Genomic DNA, 16969 nt, shown 5'->3' with positions numbered 1-16969 from the left:
GCAGCGCGAGCTGCTCCAGCACGTTGCGCAGCTCGCGGATGTTGCCGCGCCAGGGTTGCGCGGCCAGCAGGGCTTGCGCGTCGGCGGTCAGCTCGAGCTGCGCGCCGCCGCCCCGCGCGGCGATGTCTTCGCACAACGCCTCGATCAGCAGCGCGATGTCGTCCTGCCGCTCGCGCAGCGGTGGCACGCGGATCGGCAACACATTGAGCCGGTAGTAGAGGTCTTCGCGGAAGGTGCCGTCGCGCACCATCTGCTGCAGGTCGCGCGAGGTGGCGGCGACCACGCGCACGTCGAAATGCACCAGCTTGTTCGAGCCCAGTGGCTCGATCTCGCCTTCCTGCAGCGCGCGCAACAACTTGACCTGCACCGACATCGGCATGTCGCCCAACTCATCGAGAAACAAGGTGCCCCCGTCGGCCAGTTTGAACTTGCCGTCGCGGCCCTTTTTGTCGGCGCCGGTGTAGGCGCCTGGCGCCACGCCGAAGAACTCGGCCTCCAGCAGCGTGTCGGGCACGGCAGCCATGTTCACGCTCACGAACGGCCGGCCCGCGCGCGGCGAGGCGGCGTGGATCGCGTGGGCGAGCAGCTCCTTGCCGGTGCCGGTCTCGCCCAGCAACAGCACCGGGCTGGTCGATTGCGCCGCGCGCCGCGCCTGGCGTTTCACTTCGAGTGCGGCGACGCTGCTGCCCACGAAGCTGGCGAAGGTGTACTTGGTACGGCGCTGGCTGGCGAGTTCACGCCTCGCGTCGCTCAGGTCCTGCTCCAGCCGCGCGAACTTGCTGATGAGTGGCTGCAGCGTGGTTTCGGGGTGGTCGAACAGCACGATGCCCAGCACGCCGATGACCTCACCCGCGTCGTCGCGCAAGGGAATGCGGCTGACCACGAAGGTGCCGGCCTTGTTGGTCAAGAGGTCGATGAGGATGGGTTTGCCGGTGGCCAGCACCTGGTGCATCTGCGTGTTCTGCACCACACGCGAGACCGGGTGGCCCACGAAGTCTTCCTCGCGCTCGAAGCCCAGCGCGGGCAGGAAGCGGCGGTACTGGTCGTTGATCCAGACCACGCGCGCGTCGCGGTCCACCAGCATCATGCCTTCGCTGGCGTTGGCAAACAGATCGAACATCGACCTCGCGGCCAGTTCAAGAATGCTTTGCGCGTCGCGCGGCAGGCGGTTGTCCCGGATCATTCTTGAATGGTACCCCTGGTGGGTATCTGCCCCTTCTGGGTTGTCTTCGACAGCGTCTGGTTTTCGCTGGCTGGTCCGGTCATCGGCGACCACGGAGCAGAGCGCCATGCGCTCACGAGCCCGCGAGGTGACCCTCAGGCAACTACGCGCCGCGCCAGCAGCCGAGGCACCAGCAGCACCATCACCACCACGGCCAGCAACGTGGCCGACATCGGACGCTGCAGGAATACCATCCAGCTGCCTTCGCCAATGGACAGCGCATTGCGCATCTGCGCCTCGGCCATGGGGCCCAGGATCAGGCCCACGATCACCGGCGCGGTAGGGAAGTCGTAGCGGCGCATCACCACGCCGAGCAGGCCCAGGCCGTACATGAGGAACAGATCAAACGCGCTCTGGCGCATGCCGTAAACACCCACCGTGGCGAAGATCAGGATGCCCGCGTAGAGCTGCGGGCGCGGGATCTTCAAGAGCTTGACCCACAGACCCACCATCGGCAGGTTGAGCACGAGCAGCATCACGTTGCCGATGTAGAGCGAAGCGATCAGCGCCCACACCAGATTGGACGATGTCTGGAACAGCTGCGGGCCGGCGTTGATGCCGTAGTTCTGCAGCGCGCTCAGCAGAATGGCCGCCGTGACCGAGGTGGGGATGCCCAGCGTGAGCAACGGCACCAGCGTGCCGGTGACGGCCGCGTTGTTCGCCGCCTCGGGGCCGGCCACACCTTCGATGGCGCCGGTGGTGCCGAACTCGGCCTTGTGCTCGGGTGAGGCCAGCTTGCGCTCCATGGCGTAGCTCAGAAAAGTGGGGATTTCTGTGCCGCCGGCCGGGATGGTGCCGAACGGAAAACCGATGGCCGTGCCGCGCAGCCACGCCGGCCAGGAACGGCGCCATTCGCTGCGCGTCATGTGGGCGCGGGTCATCTTGTTCATGAAGGCCGGGCTGCGGCCCTCATAGAGCGCGTTGTAGAGCGCCTCGGCCACGGCAAACAGACCCACGGCCACCAGCACCACCTCGATGCCGTCCATGAACTCAAGCACACCGGCGGTGTAGCGCACCTGGGCGGTGATCTGGTCGATTCCGATGAGGCCCAGCGCCAGGCCGAAGAACAGCGCCGTGAGGCCACGCAGCGTGCTCTGGCCGAGCACGGCGCTCACCGTGGTGAAGGCCAGCAGCATCAAACAGAAATACTCGGGCGGGCCCAGCTGCACGGCGAATTGCGCCAGGATGGGCGCGAACAGCGTGACCAGGATGGTGGCGATGCTGCCGGCCACGAACGACCCGATGGCCGCGCTGGCCAGCGCCGCGCCCGCGCGCCCGCTCTTGGCCATCTTGAAGCCTTCGAGCGCGGTGACCATGGTGCCAGTCTCGCCCGGTGTGTTGAGCAGGATCGAGGTGGTCGAGCCACCGTACATGGCGCCGTAGTAGATACCTGCGAAGAAGATCATCGAGGCCGTCGGCTCGACCTGGCCGGTGATGGGCAGCAGCATGGCCACGGTCACGGCCGGGCCCAGGCCGGGCAGCACGCCGATGGCCGTGCCCAGCGCGCAGCCGGCGAAGGCCCACAGCAGGTTGATGGGGGTGCCGGCGGTGGCGAAGCCGCCGAGCAGTTGGTTGAGGGTGTCCATCATGGTGTCAGATCCAGCCGCTGGCGGTGATGCCGGGCAGGTTCACGGCCAGCAGTTTGGTGAAGAGCCAGAACACGGGTGCCGCGATCAGCATGCCGGTGACGGCGTCCTTGACGGTCTGGCGAAGATCGCCACCGGGCTTGCCCTCGCTGGAGCGCAGGCCGCGCACCGCGAGCACGAAACACAGCGAGCAGCTCAGGATGAAGCCAATGGTCGTGATCAGCGAGGCATTGAGCAGCACACCGGCCGACACCCAGGCCAATGCGCGCCAGTCGCCGCGCGGCGCACCGGAAGGCTCCTCCATCTGGCGGTAGCCGCCGGTGAGCACCTCGCGGATCAGCATCACGCCGCACAGGCCCAGCGCCGCGCTGATCACCCAGGGCAGGAAATTGGGGCCCACGCCCGCATACCCGGCGTCGGACGGGATGGCCATCGCGCCCCACGCGAGCACCGCCGCCACGATGAGGGCACCGATGCCCATGGCGAGCTGGCCAGGGCGGTGGTTGGGTGTGGGTGAGGTGTCGTTGTTCATATCGGTATTGCTGAGCCCAGAGCGAGAGAGGAAGCCCCTCCAGGGGCATCGAGGGTCCGGCTCCGCCGGCCCAAGATGCCGCCCCCCTCCCAGCGCCGAAGGCGCGCCAGAGAGGGGGAAGCCGCAAAGCGGCGCAGGGGGTGCTTCCGATTTTTAGACCATGCCGGCGCGGACCATCGTCGCTCGCAGCGACGAGAAGTCCTTGTCCACGAAGTCGTCGAAGGCCTTGCCGGTCAGCAGCGCGGGCGTCCAGTTGTTCTTCTCCATGGCTGCGGCCCAGGCCTTGCTCTGCGTGGCTTTAACAACCATGGCGGTGAGTGCGTCGCGCTGAGCCTGGGTGATGCCGGGCGCGCCATAAACGCCGCGCCAGTTGCCGATCTCCACGTCGATGCCCTGCTCTTTCAGCGTGGGCACATCGATGCCCTTGACGCGCTGCGCCGAGGTGACGGCGATCGCGCGCATCTTGCCGCTGTCGATGTACTGCTGGAACTCGCTGTAGCCGCTGCCGCCCACGGTGACGTTGCCACCCAGGATCGCGGCGACCGCTTCACCGCCGCCACGGAACGGCACGTAGTTGATCTTGGCAGCCGGCACGCCAACCGACTGCGCGATCTGCGCTGCCGCGATGTGCTCGGTGGCGCCGCGCGAACCGCCGCCCCACTTGATGCTGCCCGGGTCCTTCTTGAGCTGCTCGACCACGTCCTTCATGGTCTTGTAGGGCGAGTTGGACGGCAGCACGAACACGTTGTATTCGGTGGTCAGGCGCGCAATGGGCGTGAGCTGCGTGATGGACACCGGCGGCTTGCCGGTGATGATGCCGCCGAGCATGACGGCGCCCATCACCATCAGCGCGTTCGGGTCGCCCTTGCTGGCGTTGTAGAACTGGGCGAGGCCGATGGCGCCGGCCGCACCGCCCTTGTTCTCGAACGTGACCGAGGAGGCCACGCCCGCATCGCGCAGGGCTTCGCCGAGCGCGCGGCCCGTGCCGTCCCAGCCGCCGCCGGGGTTGGCGGGGATCATCATCTTGATGTTGGCATTGGCCCAGGCGGCGTTGGGCAACGCACCGGCAGCGGCCAGTGCGGCCAGGGATTTGAGGAATGTGTCGCGGCGCATGGTGTGTCTCCTGCTGTGAGTGATCTGACGATCGTATCTTGCGACCGAGCGCTGTCAGTTCGCTGTCCGCCGCCCTAGGACAAACCCTAGGATGGCGGGTCTCAAAGGATCAAAAACGGTGACGCAAGCCGAACAACACCGCATCCTTGCCCTGCATGAGCGAAACGCCAGCCGCCCATAATCGGTGGCCATGAAAGTGCTGCTGATCGAAGACAACGCCACGATGCAGACCACCCTGCGGCGCAGCTTCGAGCGGCGCGGCGTGCAGGTGCTCAGTTGCGAGGACGGCGCACGCGCGCTGGCCCTGTGGCAGGCCAGTCTGCCCGACGCGGTGTTGCTCGACCTCAGCCTGCCCGGCATGGACGGCCTGGAGGTGCTCAGCCAGGCGCGCGCCGCGGGCCTGGAAACGCCGGTGATCATCCTCACCGCGCGTGGCACGGTGGGCGACCGGATCCTGGGCCTCAACACCGGCGCCGACGACTACCTGCCCAAGCCTTTTGACCTCGACGAACTGGAAGCGCGTCTGCGCGCGCTGGTGCGCCGTTCGGGCAACGCCGACAGCGCGCTGGGCGCCGCCGGCCGCGCGCCGGTGTGGTGCGGCATGCACGTGGAAAAAGACAGCGGCGCGGTGTACTTCGCAGGACAGCCCATGGAGCTGGCGCCGCGCGAGTTGTCCATGCTGCAAGCCCTGCTCGGCAAGCCGGGGCACGCGATCGCCAAGGAGCGCCTGTTCGAGCTGGTGTTTCCTGGTGAAAGCCACGTGCAGCCAGAAGCCATCGAGGTGGTGGCCTACCGCCTGCGCAAGAAGATCGCCCACACCGGCGCACAGCTGGTCACCTTGCGCGGTCTGGGCTACCTGCTCAAGGCCGACAGCTGATGCCCCAGCCCACCACGGCTCACCGGCCGCATGCCCTCTCGCTGCGCCGCACCCTGTTGCTCGGCATCCTGCTGCCGGTGTTTGCCTTCCTGCTGATCAACACCCTGGTGCTGTACCGCCAGGCCCTGGACGCGGCCGACACCGCCTACGACCGCACCTTGCTCGCCACCGCCAAGTCGCTCGGTGAACAGCTGCGGGTCACAGGCTCGGGCAACGACGTCCGGATCGAATCCACCCTGCTCTACTCGGCCCTGGAGGCCTTCGAAGCCGACAACCGCAGCCGCATCTACTACCGCGTGAGCGGCCTGCAGGGCGAGATGGTCTCGGGCTTCGACGACATGCCGCCATGGCGGCGCGACATCCCGCAAGAAAACCTCTATGCCGCGCTGGTGAACTTCTACGACGACGAGTACCGCGGCGTGCCGGTGCGCATGGCCGTGCTGCTGCAACCGGTCTCGGGCGTGTACGAGCAGGGCATGGCCACCATCCAGGTGGCCGAGACGCTGGAGCTGCGCGAGACACTGGCCCGTCAGATCCTGATCGACACACTCTGGCGGCAGGCCGCGCTGGTGCTGGTGATCGCGCTGGTGGTGGTGTTCGTGGTGCAACGCGCCACGCGCCCGGTGCGCGCGATCAGCCATGCGCTGGGCATGCGCAGCGAAAACGACCTGTCGCCCCTGCCCACCGAAGGCGCGCCGCGCGAACTGCTGCCGTTGCTGGACGCGACCAACCAGCACATGCAGCGCCTCTCGCACCTGCTGGAACACCAGAAGCGTTTTGTGCGCGACACCTCGCACCAGCTGCGCACGCCGCTGGCTGTGCTCAAGACGCAGGTGCAATCGGCGCAGCGTGGCGATGTGGAGCCGCTTCAGGCGCTGGAGGAGATCGGCCACACGGTGCAGCGCGCCACCGAGCTGGCCAACCAGATGCTCGCGCTGGCCAAGGTGGAGCAACTGCGCCAGGAAAAGAGCGCGCCCGTGCACGACTGGTCGGCCCTGGTGCGCCTGGTCGCGCTCGACCTCTCGGCGCTCATCGCCGAGCGCGCACTCGATTTTTCCATCACCACACAACCCGCACCCGTGCGCGCCCACGAATGGGCGCTGCGTGAACTCAGCCGCAACCTGCTGCACAACGCCATCAAGAACACGCCAGCGGGCTCGGCGCTGACCGTGGCGCTGGTGACGGATGCCCAGACCGCCGCCCTCACCATCAGCGACGAAGGCCCGGGCATCTCGATCGCGCTGCGCGAGCGCCTGTTCCAGCCGTTTGCCACCGAACATCGGCAGGGCAGCAGCGCGGCGGGCTCGGGGCTGGGCCTGGCGATCTGCCGCGAGATCGTGCAGTCGCTCGGCGGCGCGATCGATCTGGACAACCGCACACAATCGGGTCAGGTGCGTGGGCTGGATGCCACCGTGCGCCTGCCACTGGCCCCACCCAACCCCTCTGCATGAAACCCGCCACCACCACCGAACCGCAGTCCGTCAAGGTCCGTCTCGACAAATGGCTCTGGGCCGCGCGCTTCTACAAGACGCGGGGCCTGAGCAGCGAGGAAATTGACAAGGGTCGCGTCAGGCTCAACGGCCAGCTGGCAAAACCGTCCAAGGACGTGAAGACCGGCGACACGCTGGAGCTGCGCATCGGCCATGAAGTGCGCACGGTCGTTGTGCGGGGCTTGAGCGGCGTGCGCGCGGCAGCGCCGGTGGCCGCCCTGCTCTATGAGGAAACAGCGGCATCGCTGGCACAACGCGCAGCCAACGCCGAGATGCGCCGCCTGGCACCCGAGCCCGCGCACAGCCAGACCATGGGTCGGCCGACCAAACGGGACCGGCGCGACATTGACGGGTTGAAGGATGAGCCATCCAAGTCCGGATGGAACGACCGCTGGAGCGCGTCGCTCGACGATCTGGACTAGGCCCGGCGCTGCGGCCTTCAGGCTTTTCGCAACCCCAGCCACATGACCGTGGCCACCACCAGCAGACCGCCCGCCACCTGCACCGCTGCAATCGACTGCCCCAGGATCGCCCACGCCAGCACCAGCGCGAAGATGGGTTCGATGTTCATGATGGCCGAGTTGCCCACCACACCGAGCTTGGGCAACACGGTGAACATGATGGTGAAAGCCGTCCCGTAGAGCACCGTCAAGCCGAACAGCCCCCACCAGCCCATCGGGGCTTGCGGCAACGCCAGGCCGCCCTGCAAGCCACAGGCGATCAGGGCCATGACACCCACGATGGACATGGTGGTGGCAGTGCGCAGGCGACCGTCGAGACCCTCGGTCTCGTGCTGTGTGATCACGAGGGCCAGACCAAAGGTGGCCGCCGCCGTCAGGGCAAATGCCACCCCCACGCCGATCTGCGCCCAGTGCCCCGAGGCGCCCAGCCCGGAGGCCGCGCCCGACACATCGAGCGCCAGCGCCAGGCCGAGCAGCATCACCGGCATGGCACGCAACACGCGTGGCTGTGGCCGCTGCCCGTAAACCACGCGCGCCCACAGCGCCGTCCACAGCGGATAGGTGTTGAAGGCCAACAAGGCCAGCGCCACCGGCAACCGCGCCACCGAGGCATAGAGACACAGGCTCTGCACACCCACCAACAGACCGATGGAGACCAGGGCCTTGCGGTGGCGCGCCTGCAGACGCACCGGCACGCGGTACAGCAGCAGAAGCAAGCCGACCACCAGGGCCGTGACACCGCTGCGGAACACCACCGCGGTGGCCACACTCACACCATTGTCGAAGGCCAGACGGGCCGCCACATGGTTGGCGCCCATCATCAGGGCGATGAGCAACAGGGTGGCGAATGCGAAGCGGCTCAAGGCCGCGGCAGGAGGGGTGGTCAAGGCCATTCAGCGCAACTGTCGGCCAAAGAGGTAAGTCATGTTGACGCGGCGGCTCTCGTAGCTGTCGACAAAACGGATGGTGTCCGTTTCGTGAAACAGCGCCGAGTTGAACAGCACGGCACGGTTGCAGCGGTGCGGCACGGTGACGCACTTCGCCTCGTGTTGCTGCAGGAAGCTGTAGATCCGCGTGCTGTCGATGTTGTATTGCTCGAAGGTCCAGTCTTCGGGTGCGGGCGCGTCGTACACCTTCAGCCCACCACTGTCGGGGTCGAGGTTGTGTTCGCTGGGGGCAATCCAGAAGTTCAGGTTGACCTTGGCGAAATCGGCGTGCACGTTGATGCCGCGCGTGACCGCGGGCTCGTACTTGAAGCCCCATAGCTGCGTGAGCAGGTAGTCCTGGAACACGCGGGGCATGCGTTGCTTGAGCTCGCGGGCCAGTTGCAGGTGCAGCGGGCTGTTGAAACCGCGGTTGGCGAAGGCGCCCAGGTAGCTGTTGGCGTACTCGCCGTGCCACACGCGCGAGGCGTGCGCGAAATCCTGGAAGGCCTTGAGCGCGGTCTCCGTGAGGAAGTTGTCAATGGTCAAAATCTCGGGCGTGCCGGCCAGGTAGGCCTCTTCGAGCGCGCGCCAGTCGTTGTCCGGGTTGAGCACATCGGGCATCGACGGCATGGCGTGCAACCAGCTGGCGCCGAGATACGCCTGCATGCGTGCGAGCTCGACGGGGGAGACACGCACGGCACGGGTCGTTGCGGCGTCCTGCACCTGTTTCAACAAGGCCTCGCCGGTCTTGAGGAAGCCGGCCAGGCCCGGCACGTCATGACCGTGCTGCTGCAGCCAGCGCGCCTGTTGCACATCGTGCTTGAGCTTGAAGGTGCTGAAGCTCACACCCGTGTGTCGAAGCCGGGGCGACTGCCACGTGGTTTGCAAGTACACCGCGAGGCTCCTGCGCCCGGTCTCGATCACGCGTGGCGTGTCCACGCTGTCGCTGAGCACGGTGGCCGCCAGGCTGGTGTGGGCCTGCACCATGTCGGGCTGAAGCGCGAGGGCTCTCTCGAAACTCGCCACCGCCTCGTCCGTGCGGTCCAGCAGCTTGAGCGCACCGCCCCGCTCGACCCAGGCCTGGGCGTGTGCGGGGTGGGCACGGGTGGCTCGCTCGGCGCTGGCCAGGGCTTCTTCGTAGCGTGCCAGTTCGCCCAGTGCGTTGCTGAAGTTGCACAGCACCACCGGGTTGTCGGGTTCCACCGCCAGCGCCTGCTCGTAGCTGGCCAGCGCATCGGTCTGCCGACCCAGCAGCTGCAACACGTTGCCCCGGTTGCACAGCAGCGCGACATGCCGCGGATGCGCCTGCAGCGCGCGCTCAAGGCAGGCCAGGGCCTGCGGCAGTTGCTGCAACTGCTTGTGCAACAGGCCCAGGTTGATCGCGATGTCGGCATCGTCAGGCCGCAGCGCCTGCGCCTGCTCGTAGGCCACCAGCGCCTCGGCTTCTCGGCCCAGTTGCTGCAAGGTGAACGCCAGGTTGTTCTGTGCGTCGGCGTTGTGCGGGTTGGCCTGCGCCGCACGGCCGAAGTGAACCGCAGCGCGCTCCACATCACCAGCCTGCGACTCGAGCAGCCCCAGGTGGTAACGCACGCCGAAGTCGTTGGGAATCTGGCGCAGCACACCCTCGTACAACGTCCGGGCGCTGTCGAGCTGGCCTTGCGAATGGAAGTGCACGGCCAGCTGCATCTGGTCGGCGGGCGCGAGGGAAGCGGTCATCGCAGGGGTCCTTGCTTGGCGGTCATACAGCGGCACGTGGCCTGGGCCGGACGTGAAAAAGCCCCACAGCCAATGGCGGTGGGGCTTGGTGTCTGGCGGAGCGAGAGGGATTCGAACCCTCGATGAGGCTCTACACCCCATACTCCCTTAGCAGGGGAGCACCTTCGGCCACTCGGTCATCGCTCCGGAAGCTGCGTATTATGCCTCAACTCACCTGGCCTTCCCTCTGGGCCGAGGCATCAGCCGGTGATGGTGTCCGCGGTCTGGTCAAGGTCGAATTCGCGGTGCAGCGAACGCACGGCGAGTTCCATGTATTTCTCGTCGATCACCACCGAGGTCTTGATCTCGGACGTGGAGATCATCTGGATGTTGATGCCCTCGGTGCTCAGGCACTTGAACATGCGGCTGGCCACGCCCACATGGCTGCGCATGCCGATGCCCACGATGCTGACCTTGCAGATGCGCGCATCGCCCACCACCTCGGCGGCACCCAGTGCGGGCACGACCTTGGCCTTGAGCAGGTCCATGGTCTTCTGGAAATCGTTGCGGTGCACCGTGAAACTGAAGTCGGTCTTGCCGTCCTTGCTCAGGTTCTGGATGATCACGTCGACTTCGATGTTGGCGTCGGCCACCGCCCCCAGAATCTGGTAGGCGATGCCGGGGGTGTCGGGCACGCCGAGCACGGAGATCTTGGCTTCGTCGCGGTTGAACGCGATGCCGGAAACGACGGCTTGTTCCATGGTTTCTTCTTCCTCAAAAGTGATCAGGGTGCCGGAGGCGGCTTCTTCATTCAGGTCGATGTCCCAGGGCGTGAAGCTGGAGAGCACGCGCAAAGGCACCTTGTACTTGCCAGCAAATTCCACCGAACGGATCTGCAGCACCTTGCTGCCCATGCTGGCCATCTCCAGCATCTCTTCAAAGCTCACTCGCTTGAGGCGGCGCGCTTCGGGCACCACGCGCGGGTCGGTGGTGTAGACGCCATCCACGTCGGTGTAGATCAGGCACTCGGCTGCCTTGAGTGCGGCCGCCACGGCCACGGCCGAGGTGTCGCTGCCACCACGGCCCAGCGTGGTGATGTGGCCTTCGGGATCGATGCCCTGGAAACCGGTGACGATGACGACCTTGCCAGCCGTGAGGTCGGCGCGGATACGCACATCGTCAATCGACTCGATGCGGGCCTTGGTGAAAGCGCTGTTGGTCTTGATGGGCACCTGCCAGCCGGCGTAACTCACCGACTCCAGACCCTCGGCCTGCAGCGCGATGGCCAGCAGGGCCGAAGAAGCCTGCTCGCCGGTGGAGGCCAGCATGTCGAGTTCGCGGCTGTAGGCGGTGGTGGCCTTGCTCGGTGCGAGTTCCTTGGCCAGACCGAGCAGGCGGTTGGTCTCGCCGCTCATGGCACTGGGCACGACGACCAACTGGTGACCGGCGCGGTGCCACTTGGCCACGCGTTTGGCGACGTTGCGGATGCGCTCGGTCGACCCCATGGAGGTGCCGCCGTACTTGTGAACTATCAAGGCCATCGGGTTGGATTGGTTGGGTTGGAAGCGCCGGCTGCGCCGCCGGGCAAAGCCCGCAATTATAGGGCGGGGGTGTACCCGAGACTCACTCCGATGCGCTCCACATGGCCCGGACCCACCTTGATGTGGATGCGGTGGCCACGCGTGTTGCAGTCTGCGATCTGATCGAGCAGCTCGTCCAGCTGCGCGGTGGCCGCGGCCACACCGGCGCTCGTGCGCAGCCAGTGGCGCAGCGCGTTGGCCTGACGATCGCGCGAGAGCGATTGCAAGCGCGCGATCTGCGGTGGCATGCCGGTGTGCGACAAATCCAGAGCAGCAAGCTCATCAAGCAAGCGCTGTGCTTGCGCTGCGTGGCGGGCACTGCGCGCCAGCATGGGCCGAAATCCTGGAAAGCAGGCTTCCCACGCGGGCATCAGCAGGGCACGGATGCGGTTGCGGGTGAAGCGCGTGTCGGTGTTGCTGGGGTCGTCCATGAAGGCGTGTCCTTGCGCCAGCAACCACGCACGCAAGTCGCTGGCCGACACGTCAAGCAAGGGCCGACCGAAGCGCATGCCCGCGCGCTCGAAGTGTTCGGGCATGGAGGCCATTCCTGGCAGCCCTGCGCCGCGGCTCAGCGCGAGCAGCAGTGTCTCGGCCTGGTCGTCGGCGTGTTGTCCGAGCAGCACGCCATCGGCGCGGGCGTCCCGGGCCATGCGCGCCAGCGCGGCATACCGGGCCAGGCGCGCCGCGTCTTCCGGGCTCTGTCCGGGCTCGTGCGCGGCCTGCACATGCTCCACTTGCAGTGCAATGCCGTGCTGCGTGCAAAACTGGCGGGCGTGACGCTCAAAGTCGTCGCCCGCTGCCTGCAGGCCGTGGTGCACATGCAGTGCCACCACATGGGCGGGCCACCGTTGGTGCGCAGCGAGCAGCAAGGCGGTGGAATCGGCGCCGGCGCTGTAGGCCACCGCCACCTTCATCAGCTTGGGAGCGCAGCGTTCGCACCATCGTGCCAACGCCTGCTCGCAGGGGTTGGCGGGTGCGGTGCTGCGGGTCACGTCAGCGCTTGTCGCTCTTGGCGTCGGTCTTGCTGTCGGCCTTGGTGTCGGTGTAGCGGCCATAGCTGTTGAGGCGCGCATAGCGGCGGTCCACCAGTTCCTTGACCTTGAGGTCGGTCACCTGGCGCCACGCATCGCCCAGCGCGCGCTTGAGGAAAGCCGCCATCTGCTTGTGGTCGCGGTGTGCACCGCCCACCGGCTCGTTGACGATCTTGTCGACCAGGCCCAGCGCCTTGAGGCGGTGCGCGGTGATCCCCAGCGCATCGGCCGCATCGCTGGCGCGGTCGCTCGTTTTCCAGAGGATGGAGGCGCAGCCTTCCGGGCTGATCACCGAGTACACCGAGTACTGCAGCATGAGCACCTGGTCGGCCACGGAAATGGCCAGTGCGCCGCCCGAGCCACCTTCGCCAATGATGGTGGAGATGATGGGCACCTCGAGCTGCGCCATCTCGAAGATGTTGCGGCCGATGGCTTCGGACTGACCGCGCTCTTCGGCGTCGATGCCGGGGTACGCGCCGGGCGTGTCGACAAAGGTGAAGACCGGCAGGCGGAATTTTTCGGCCAGCTTCATCAGGCGCAGCGCCTTGCGGTAGCCCTCGGGTTTGGTCATGCCGAAGTTGCGCAGGCCACGCTCTTTCGTGTCGCGGCCTTTCTGATGGCCCAGCACCATGCAGGGCTGGCCATTGAAGCGGGCCAGGCCGCCGACGATGCTCAGGTCGTCGGAGAAATGGCGGTCGCCGTGCAGCTCGACGAAGTGCGTGAAAATCTCGCGCACATAGTCCAGCGTGTAGGGCCGGTCGGCGTGGCGCGCGATCTTGGTGATCTGCCACGGCGTGAGGCTGCTGTAGATGTCTTTGGTGAGCTGCAGGCTTTTGCCGGCGAGCTGTTCGATTTCTTCGGAGATGTCGACTGCGGATTCCGTCTGCACGTAGCGCAGTTCCTCGATCTTGGTTTCGAGTTCGGCAATGGGCAGCTCGAAGTCGAGAAAGTTCTTTTTGGCCAAGGTGGACTCCTGTGGTCTTGTGGTGCGAAGCCAGTGTCCTGTCATCAGGACATCGGGCCACGGCCCGAATGCATCGGGCGCGGGTGTCAACGACGTATCGGGTTCAGTAAGCGACCGGGGCCGGGTCGAGAGAGCGCCAAATATACCAAGTCGCGACGCTGCTGAAAGGGGCCCATGAACTCGCCACTTCGCGGATTTCACTGCGGCTCACCGGTTCCCCCGAAAAGTAACAGCGGCTGATGCCGTTCTGCAGACCAATGTCGTCCAGCGGTAGTACGTTGGGCCGCATGAGGTGGAAGATGAGGAACATCTCGGCCGTCCAGCGGCCAATGCCGCGGATGGCCACCAGCTCGGCAATGATGGCCTCGTCGTCCATCTCCGCCCAAGCTTTCACGTGCACCTGGTCATTGGCAAAGTGCAGCGCCAGGTCCACCAGGTACTCGACCTTGCGGGCCGACAAGCCGGCCGCGCGCATGTCGTCGACCTTGAGCTTGAGCACCTGGGCGGGCACCATCTTCTTGGGCAGCACGGCAAACCGGTCCCAGACCGACTGCGCCGCCTTCACCGAGATCTGCTGTCCCACGATGCTGCGCGCCAGCGTCACGAACGCATCCCCGCGCGACTGCAAGCTCACGCCGCCGTGCTGCGGGATGAGCTTCTTCATCACGCGGTCGCGCTTCATGAGGTGGCGGCAGGCCTCCAACCAGTAGTCGGGCGCATCGGGGCCCACGTCGGGCAGGATGGTCGTGGCCATCAGGCGCGTTCCCAGGTGGTGCCGGCAGGACTGTCCTTCAGCACGACGCCCTGCTCCAGCAAGACCTTGCGGATGCGATCGGCCTCGGCGAAGTCTTTGGCTTGCTTGGCGGCAACGCGCGCGGCAATCTGCGTGGCAATGCTTGCTTCATCCAGACCGTCGGTCGACCCTGCCCCGCCCTGCAGGTAGGTCGCAGGATCGGCCTGCAGCAGACCCAAGGTGCCGCCCAGTGCTTTCAGCAAACCCGCCACCGCGGGGTCCTTGCCGCGGTTGACCTCACCGGCCAACTCGAACAGCACGGCCACCGCCTCGGGCGTACCGAAATCCTCGTCCATCGCGGCGCGAAAACGCTGCGCGTGCGGTTGGCTCCAGTCGATCTGGGTCCTGGGCGCGGCCGGCACCAGCGACAACGCGGTGTAAAGCCGTTTGAGCGCGCCACGGGCGTCGTCCAGGTGAACATCGCTGTAGTTCAGCGCGCTGCGGTAGTGCGCTCGCAGGATGAAGAAGCGCACCGTTTCGGGGTCGTACTTGGCCAGCACCTCGCGGATGGTGAAGAAGTTGCCCAGGCTCTTGGACATCTTCTCGTTGTCCACCCGCACGAATCCGTTGTGCATCCAGAAGCGCGCCAGGGGTTGGCCGGTGGCGCCTTCGCTTTGGGCGATCTCGTTTTCGTGGTGCGGAAACTGCAGGTCGGCGCCACCGCCGTGGATGTCGAAGGTCTCGCCCAGCGTGGCGCAGCTCATGGCCGAGCATTCAATGTGCCAGCCCGGGCGACCCGCACCGTAAGCGCTGGCCCATTGAGCTTCGGCCGGCTCGTCGGGTTTGGCCGATTTCCAGAGCACGAAGTCCAGCGGGTCGTTCTTGTCGCTGGCCACGGCCACGCGCTCGCCGGCACGCAGATCGTCGAGCGACTTGCCGGAGAGCTTGCCGTAGCCCTCGAACTTGCGCACCGCGAAGTTCACGTCGCCGTTGTCGGCCTGGTAGGCCAGACCCTTCTGCTGCAGCGTGTCGATCAGCGAAAGCATCTGCGGCACGTACTCGGTGGCGCGCGGCTCCAGACTCGGGGGTTCGATGCCCAGCAGGCCGATGTCCTGGTGCATGGCGGCGGTCATCTCGTCGGTGAGGGCGCGCAGCGTGATGCCGCGCTCGACCGCGCGTTTGATGATCTTGTCGTCGATGTCGGTGATGTTGCGCACGTAGGTCACGCGGTAGCCGCTCACCTTCAGCCAGCGCTGCACCACGTCAAACGCCATCATCATGCGGGCGTGGCCGATGTGGCACAGGTCGTAGATCGTCATGCCGCAGACGTACATGCGCACATGACCGGGTTCGATGGGCTGGAAGTCCTCCAGGCGGCGCGTGAGCGTGTTGTGGATTTTCAGGGTCATGTCGGGAAAGCGGGCACGGGTTCTGCGCGGCGAAACGGGGTGGAAAACCTGACGCGGCAACTGGTGCGGCCGACCTGTGTCACACAGGCCACGCGGGGTGCTGCTGGCGGTCTGGATCAGCCATGAGAAACAGACCCCTCAGATACAATGCGCCAGTATATCCAGCCCGATGCTGCGTGCCATGCAACATCGGGCCTTCGATCAACGTGTCGCTGGATGCAACCGACTTTCGGTGGCCCAGGTTCGCTCTCCGAGGTCCCATGTCCCACCCTGTGAATCTTCAAACCACCCTGCGTGGTACCTCTCCCTTCGTGGTTCGCTCCGGCATGGCCTCGCGTTTGCGCTGCCTGGCAGTGGCTGTGGCGATCGGTCTGGGCACGTCGATGGCCATGGCGCAGAACGAGGAGTACGCCGAAGTCAACCGCCTGTTGCGCAGTGGCCAACTGGCCGAGGCTCTGTCCAAGGCCGATCAGTACCTGGTGGGCAAGGCGCGCGATCCGCAGATGCGCTTCCTCAAGGGCGTGATCCTCACCGAGAGCGGCAAGACACAAGACGCGATCACCACCTTCAGCAAGCTCACCGAAGACTTCCCCGAACTGCCCGAGCCTTACAACAACCTCGCCGTGCTCTACGCCGGCCAGAGCCAGTTCGACAAGGCGCGCGCCGCGCTCGAGATGGCGATCCGCACCAACCCGAGCTACGCCACCGCCCACGAGAACCTGGGCGATGTGTACGCCAAACTTGCCAGCCAGGCCTACAGCAAGGCGCTGCAACTTGACGGCACCAACCCGGCGGTGGCCCCCAAGCTCAGCCTGATCCGCAACCTGTTTGCCGCCGACACCCGCTCGGGTGCTGCGGCGGCTTCGGTGGCTGCGGCACCTGCCAGCGCTCCGGCAGCGGCCAAACCGACCAGCCCGGCGCCCGTGGTGGCGGTCACCAAACCGGCCAGCCCCGCTGCGGCCCCCGCCGCCGCACCGCCTGCGCCCGCAGTGGCGGCCGATGCCCAGCGTGAAGTCGAGGCGGCCGTGCGCGCCTGGGCTGGCGCATGGTCCTCCAAGGACATGAGCGGCTACCTTGGCGCCTACGCCAGCAGCTTCGCTCCACCCGGCGGCCAGGCCCGCAAGGCCTGGGAGTCGGATCGCCGTGCCCGCATCGAACCTCGCACCCGCATCGGGGTGGACGTGAGCGATCTGGAGGTCACGGTCAACGCTGACAAGGCCACCGCCCGGTTTCGCCAGGACTACACCTCCGATACCCTCAACGTCACCAGCCGCAAAACGCTCGATATGGTCAAGAGCGGCAACCGCTGGCTGATCGTGCGCGAATCCACGGGCTCTTGATGGCCGGTCG

At 66.4% G+C, this 16969-nt stretch carries 15 protein-coding genes and 1 tRNA gene; 4 read left to right on the top strand and 12 right to left on the bottom strand.

Translation table 11 applies throughout. From position 1 onward, the window contains the following. The 4 genes from IV113_RS13260 to IV113_RS13245 form a co-directional block, all read right to left on the bottom strand. Nucleotides 1-1183 (bottom strand): sigma 54-interacting transcriptional regulator (locus tag IV113_RS13260; RefSeq protein WP_291085695.1); only part of this gene is annotated, 1183 nt, incomplete at its 3' end. Between the two features lie 134 nt (nucleotides 1184-1317). After that, the gene (locus tag IV113_RS13255; RefSeq protein WP_291085729.1) at nucleotides 1318-2808 is read right to left on the bottom strand and encodes a tripartite tricarboxylate transporter permease; all 1491 of its coding nucleotides are present in this window, start codon (nucleotides 2806-2808) and stop codon (nucleotides 1318-1320) included. A gap of 7 nt (nucleotides 2809-2815) precedes the next feature. Continuing rightward, the gene (locus IV113_RS13250; protein ID WP_291085692.1) at nucleotides 2816-3340 is read right to left on the bottom strand and encodes a tripartite tricarboxylate transporter TctB family protein; all 525 of its coding nucleotides are present in this window, start codon (nucleotides 3338-3340) and stop codon (nucleotides 2816-2818) included. Between the two features lie 153 nt (nucleotides 3341-3493). After that, nucleotides 3494-4453 (bottom strand): tripartite tricarboxylate transporter substrate-binding protein, encoded by a 960-nt coding sequence (locus tag IV113_RS13245; RefSeq protein ID WP_291085687.1) that lies wholly within the window; start codon nucleotides 4451-4453, stop codon nucleotides 3494-3496. Between the two features lie 190 nt (nucleotides 4454-4643). On the opposite strand from IV113_RS13245, the gene IV113_RS13240 reads away from it, so the two are divergent. Genes IV113_RS13240 through IV113_RS13230 form a run of 3 tightly spaced genes read left to right on the top strand, consistent with a single transcriptional unit; the run spans nucleotide 4644 to nucleotide 7242 of the window. After that, nucleotides 4644-5330 carry a response regulator transcription factor gene (locus tag IV113_RS13240; protein WP_291085685.1) on the top strand — a complete coding sequence of 229 codons (687 nt, stop codon included), beginning with the start codon at nucleotides 4644-4646 and terminating at the stop codon, nucleotides 5328-5330. Next, nucleotides 5330-6781, top strand: a complete 1452-nt coding sequence (locus tag IV113_RS13235; RefSeq protein WP_291085681.1) for a sensor histidine kinase — start codon at nucleotides 5330-5332, stop codon at nucleotides 6779-6781. The genes IV113_RS13240 and IV113_RS13235 overlap by 1 nt, the downstream gene beginning before the upstream one ends. Continuing rightward, nucleotides 6778-7242 (top strand): S4 domain-containing protein, encoded by a 465-nt coding sequence (locus IV113_RS13230; protein ID WP_291085678.1) that lies wholly within the window; start codon nucleotides 6778-6780, stop codon nucleotides 7240-7242. Before IV113_RS13235 ends, IV113_RS13230 begins: the two co-directional genes overlap by 4 nt. A 17-nt stretch (nucleotides 7243-7259) precedes the next feature. Here IV113_RS13230 and IV113_RS13225 read toward each other — a convergent pair whose 3' ends face one another. The 8 genes from IV113_RS13225 to cysS form a co-directional block, all read right to left on the bottom strand. Continuing rightward, complete coding sequence (locus IV113_RS13225) at nucleotides 7260-8174, bottom strand: DMT family transporter (protein WP_291085675.1); 915 nt, start codon at nucleotides 8172-8174, stop codon at nucleotides 7260-7262. Further along, nucleotides 8175-9923, bottom strand: a complete 1749-nt coding sequence (locus IV113_RS13220) for a tetratricopeptide repeat protein (RefSeq protein WP_291085672.1) — start codon at nucleotides 9921-9923, stop codon at nucleotides 8175-8177. Between the two features lie 93 nt (nucleotides 9924-10016). After that, nucleotides 10017-10109: transfer RNA gene (locus tag IV113_RS13215), tRNA-Ser, on the bottom strand. Nucleotides 10110-10162: 53 nt separating this feature from the next. Continuing rightward, nucleotides 10163-11443: an aspartate kinase gene (locus IV113_RS13210; RefSeq protein WP_291085669.1), complete on the bottom strand. Its 1281-nt coding sequence runs from the start codon at nucleotides 11441-11443 to the stop codon at nucleotides 10163-10165. A gap of 56 nt (nucleotides 11444-11499) precedes the next feature. Beyond that, nucleotides 11500-12396 carry a tRNA lysidine(34) synthetase TilS gene (tilS, locus tag IV113_RS13205; RefSeq protein WP_291085726.1) on the bottom strand — a complete coding sequence of 299 codons (897 nt, stop codon included), beginning with the start codon at nucleotides 12394-12396 and terminating at the stop codon, nucleotides 11500-11502. Nucleotides 12397-12475: 79 nt separating this feature from the next. Next, the gene (locus IV113_RS13200; protein WP_291085666.1) at nucleotides 12476-13477 is read right to left on the bottom strand and encodes an acetyl-CoA carboxylase carboxyltransferase subunit alpha; all 1002 of its coding nucleotides are present in this window, start codon (nucleotides 13475-13477) and stop codon (nucleotides 12476-12478) included. 103 nt (nucleotides 13478-13580) lie between these two features. Then, nucleotides 13581-14231 carry a DNA-3-methyladenine glycosylase 2 family protein gene (locus IV113_RS13195; RefSeq protein WP_291085663.1) on the bottom strand — a complete coding sequence of 217 codons (651 nt, stop codon included), beginning with the start codon at nucleotides 14229-14231 and terminating at the stop codon, nucleotides 13581-13583. Next, entirely contained in the window at nucleotides 14231-15619 is a 1389-nt protein-coding gene (cysS, locus tag IV113_RS13190) for a cysteine--tRNA ligase (RefSeq protein WP_291085660.1), read from the bottom strand. Before cysS ends, IV113_RS13195 begins: the two co-directional genes overlap by 1 nt. 383 nt (nucleotides 15620-16002) lie before the next feature. Between cysS and IV113_RS13185 the strand changes: the two genes are divergently transcribed. Next, complete coding sequence (locus tag IV113_RS13185; protein WP_291085722.1) at nucleotides 16003-16959, top strand: tetratricopeptide repeat protein; 957 nt, start codon at nucleotides 16003-16005, stop codon at nucleotides 16957-16959. Nucleotides 16960-16969 lie beyond the last annotated feature (10 nt).

Source organism: Hydrogenophaga sp., assembly GCF_018780385.1.
In the GTDB taxonomy this organism is placed as follows: Bacteria; Pseudomonadota; Gammaproteobacteria; order Burkholderiales; family Burkholderiaceae_C; genus Hydrogenophaga.
Note: the sequence above shows the minus strand (reverse complement) of the source record. Positions and strands in the feature narration are given on the sequence as shown.

Excerpts from the sequence above, each read along its gene's own strand:
- IV113_RS13255 (WP_291085729.1), bottom strand. The coding sequence starts at position 2,808 with ATGGACACCCTCAACCAACTGCTCGGCGGCTTCGCCACCGCCGGCACC.
- IV113_RS13250 (WP_291085692.1), bottom strand. The coding sequence starts at position 3,340 with ATGAACAACGACACCTCACCCACACCCAACCACCGCCCTGGCCAGCTC.
- IV113_RS13245 (WP_291085687.1), bottom strand. The coding sequence starts at position 4,453 with ATGCGCCGCGACACATTCCTCAAATCCCTGGCCGCACTGGCCGCTGCC.
- IV113_RS13240 (WP_291085685.1), top strand. The coding sequence starts at position 4,644 with ATGAAAGTGCTGCTGATCGAAGACAACGCCACGATGCAGACCACCCTG.
- IV113_RS13235 (WP_291085681.1), top strand. The coding sequence starts at position 5,330 with ATGCCCCAGCCCACCACGGCTCACCGGCCGCATGCCCTCTCGCTGCGC.
- IV113_RS13230 (WP_291085678.1), top strand. The coding sequence starts at position 6,778 with ATGAAACCCGCCACCACCACCGAACCGCAGTCCGTCAAGGTCCGTCTC.
- IV113_RS13225 (WP_291085675.1), bottom strand. The coding sequence starts at position 8,174 with ATGGCCTTGACCACCCCTCCTGCCGCGGCCTTGAGCCGCTTCGCATTC.
- IV113_RS13220 (WP_291085672.1), bottom strand. The coding sequence starts at position 9,923 with ATGACCGCTTCCCTCGCGCCCGCCGACCAGATGCAGCTGGCCGTGCAC.
- IV113_RS13210 (WP_291085669.1), bottom strand. The coding sequence starts at position 11,443 with ATGGCCTTGATAGTTCACAAGTACGGCGGCACCTCCATGGGGTCGACC.
- tilS (WP_291085726.1), bottom strand. The coding sequence starts at position 12,396 with ATGAAGGTGGCGGTGGCCTACAGCGCCGGCGCCGATTCCACCGCCTTG.
- IV113_RS13195 (WP_291085663.1), bottom strand. The coding sequence starts at position 14,231 with ATGGCCACGACCATCCTGCCCGACGTGGGCCCCGATGCGCCCGACTAC.
- cysS (WP_291085660.1), bottom strand. The coding sequence starts at position 15,619 with ATGACCCTGAAAATCCACAACACGCTCACGCGCCGCCTGGAGGACTTC.
- IV113_RS13185 (WP_291085722.1), top strand. The coding sequence starts at position 16,003 with ATGGCCATGGCGCAGAACGAGGAGTACGCCGAAGTCAACCGCCTGTTG.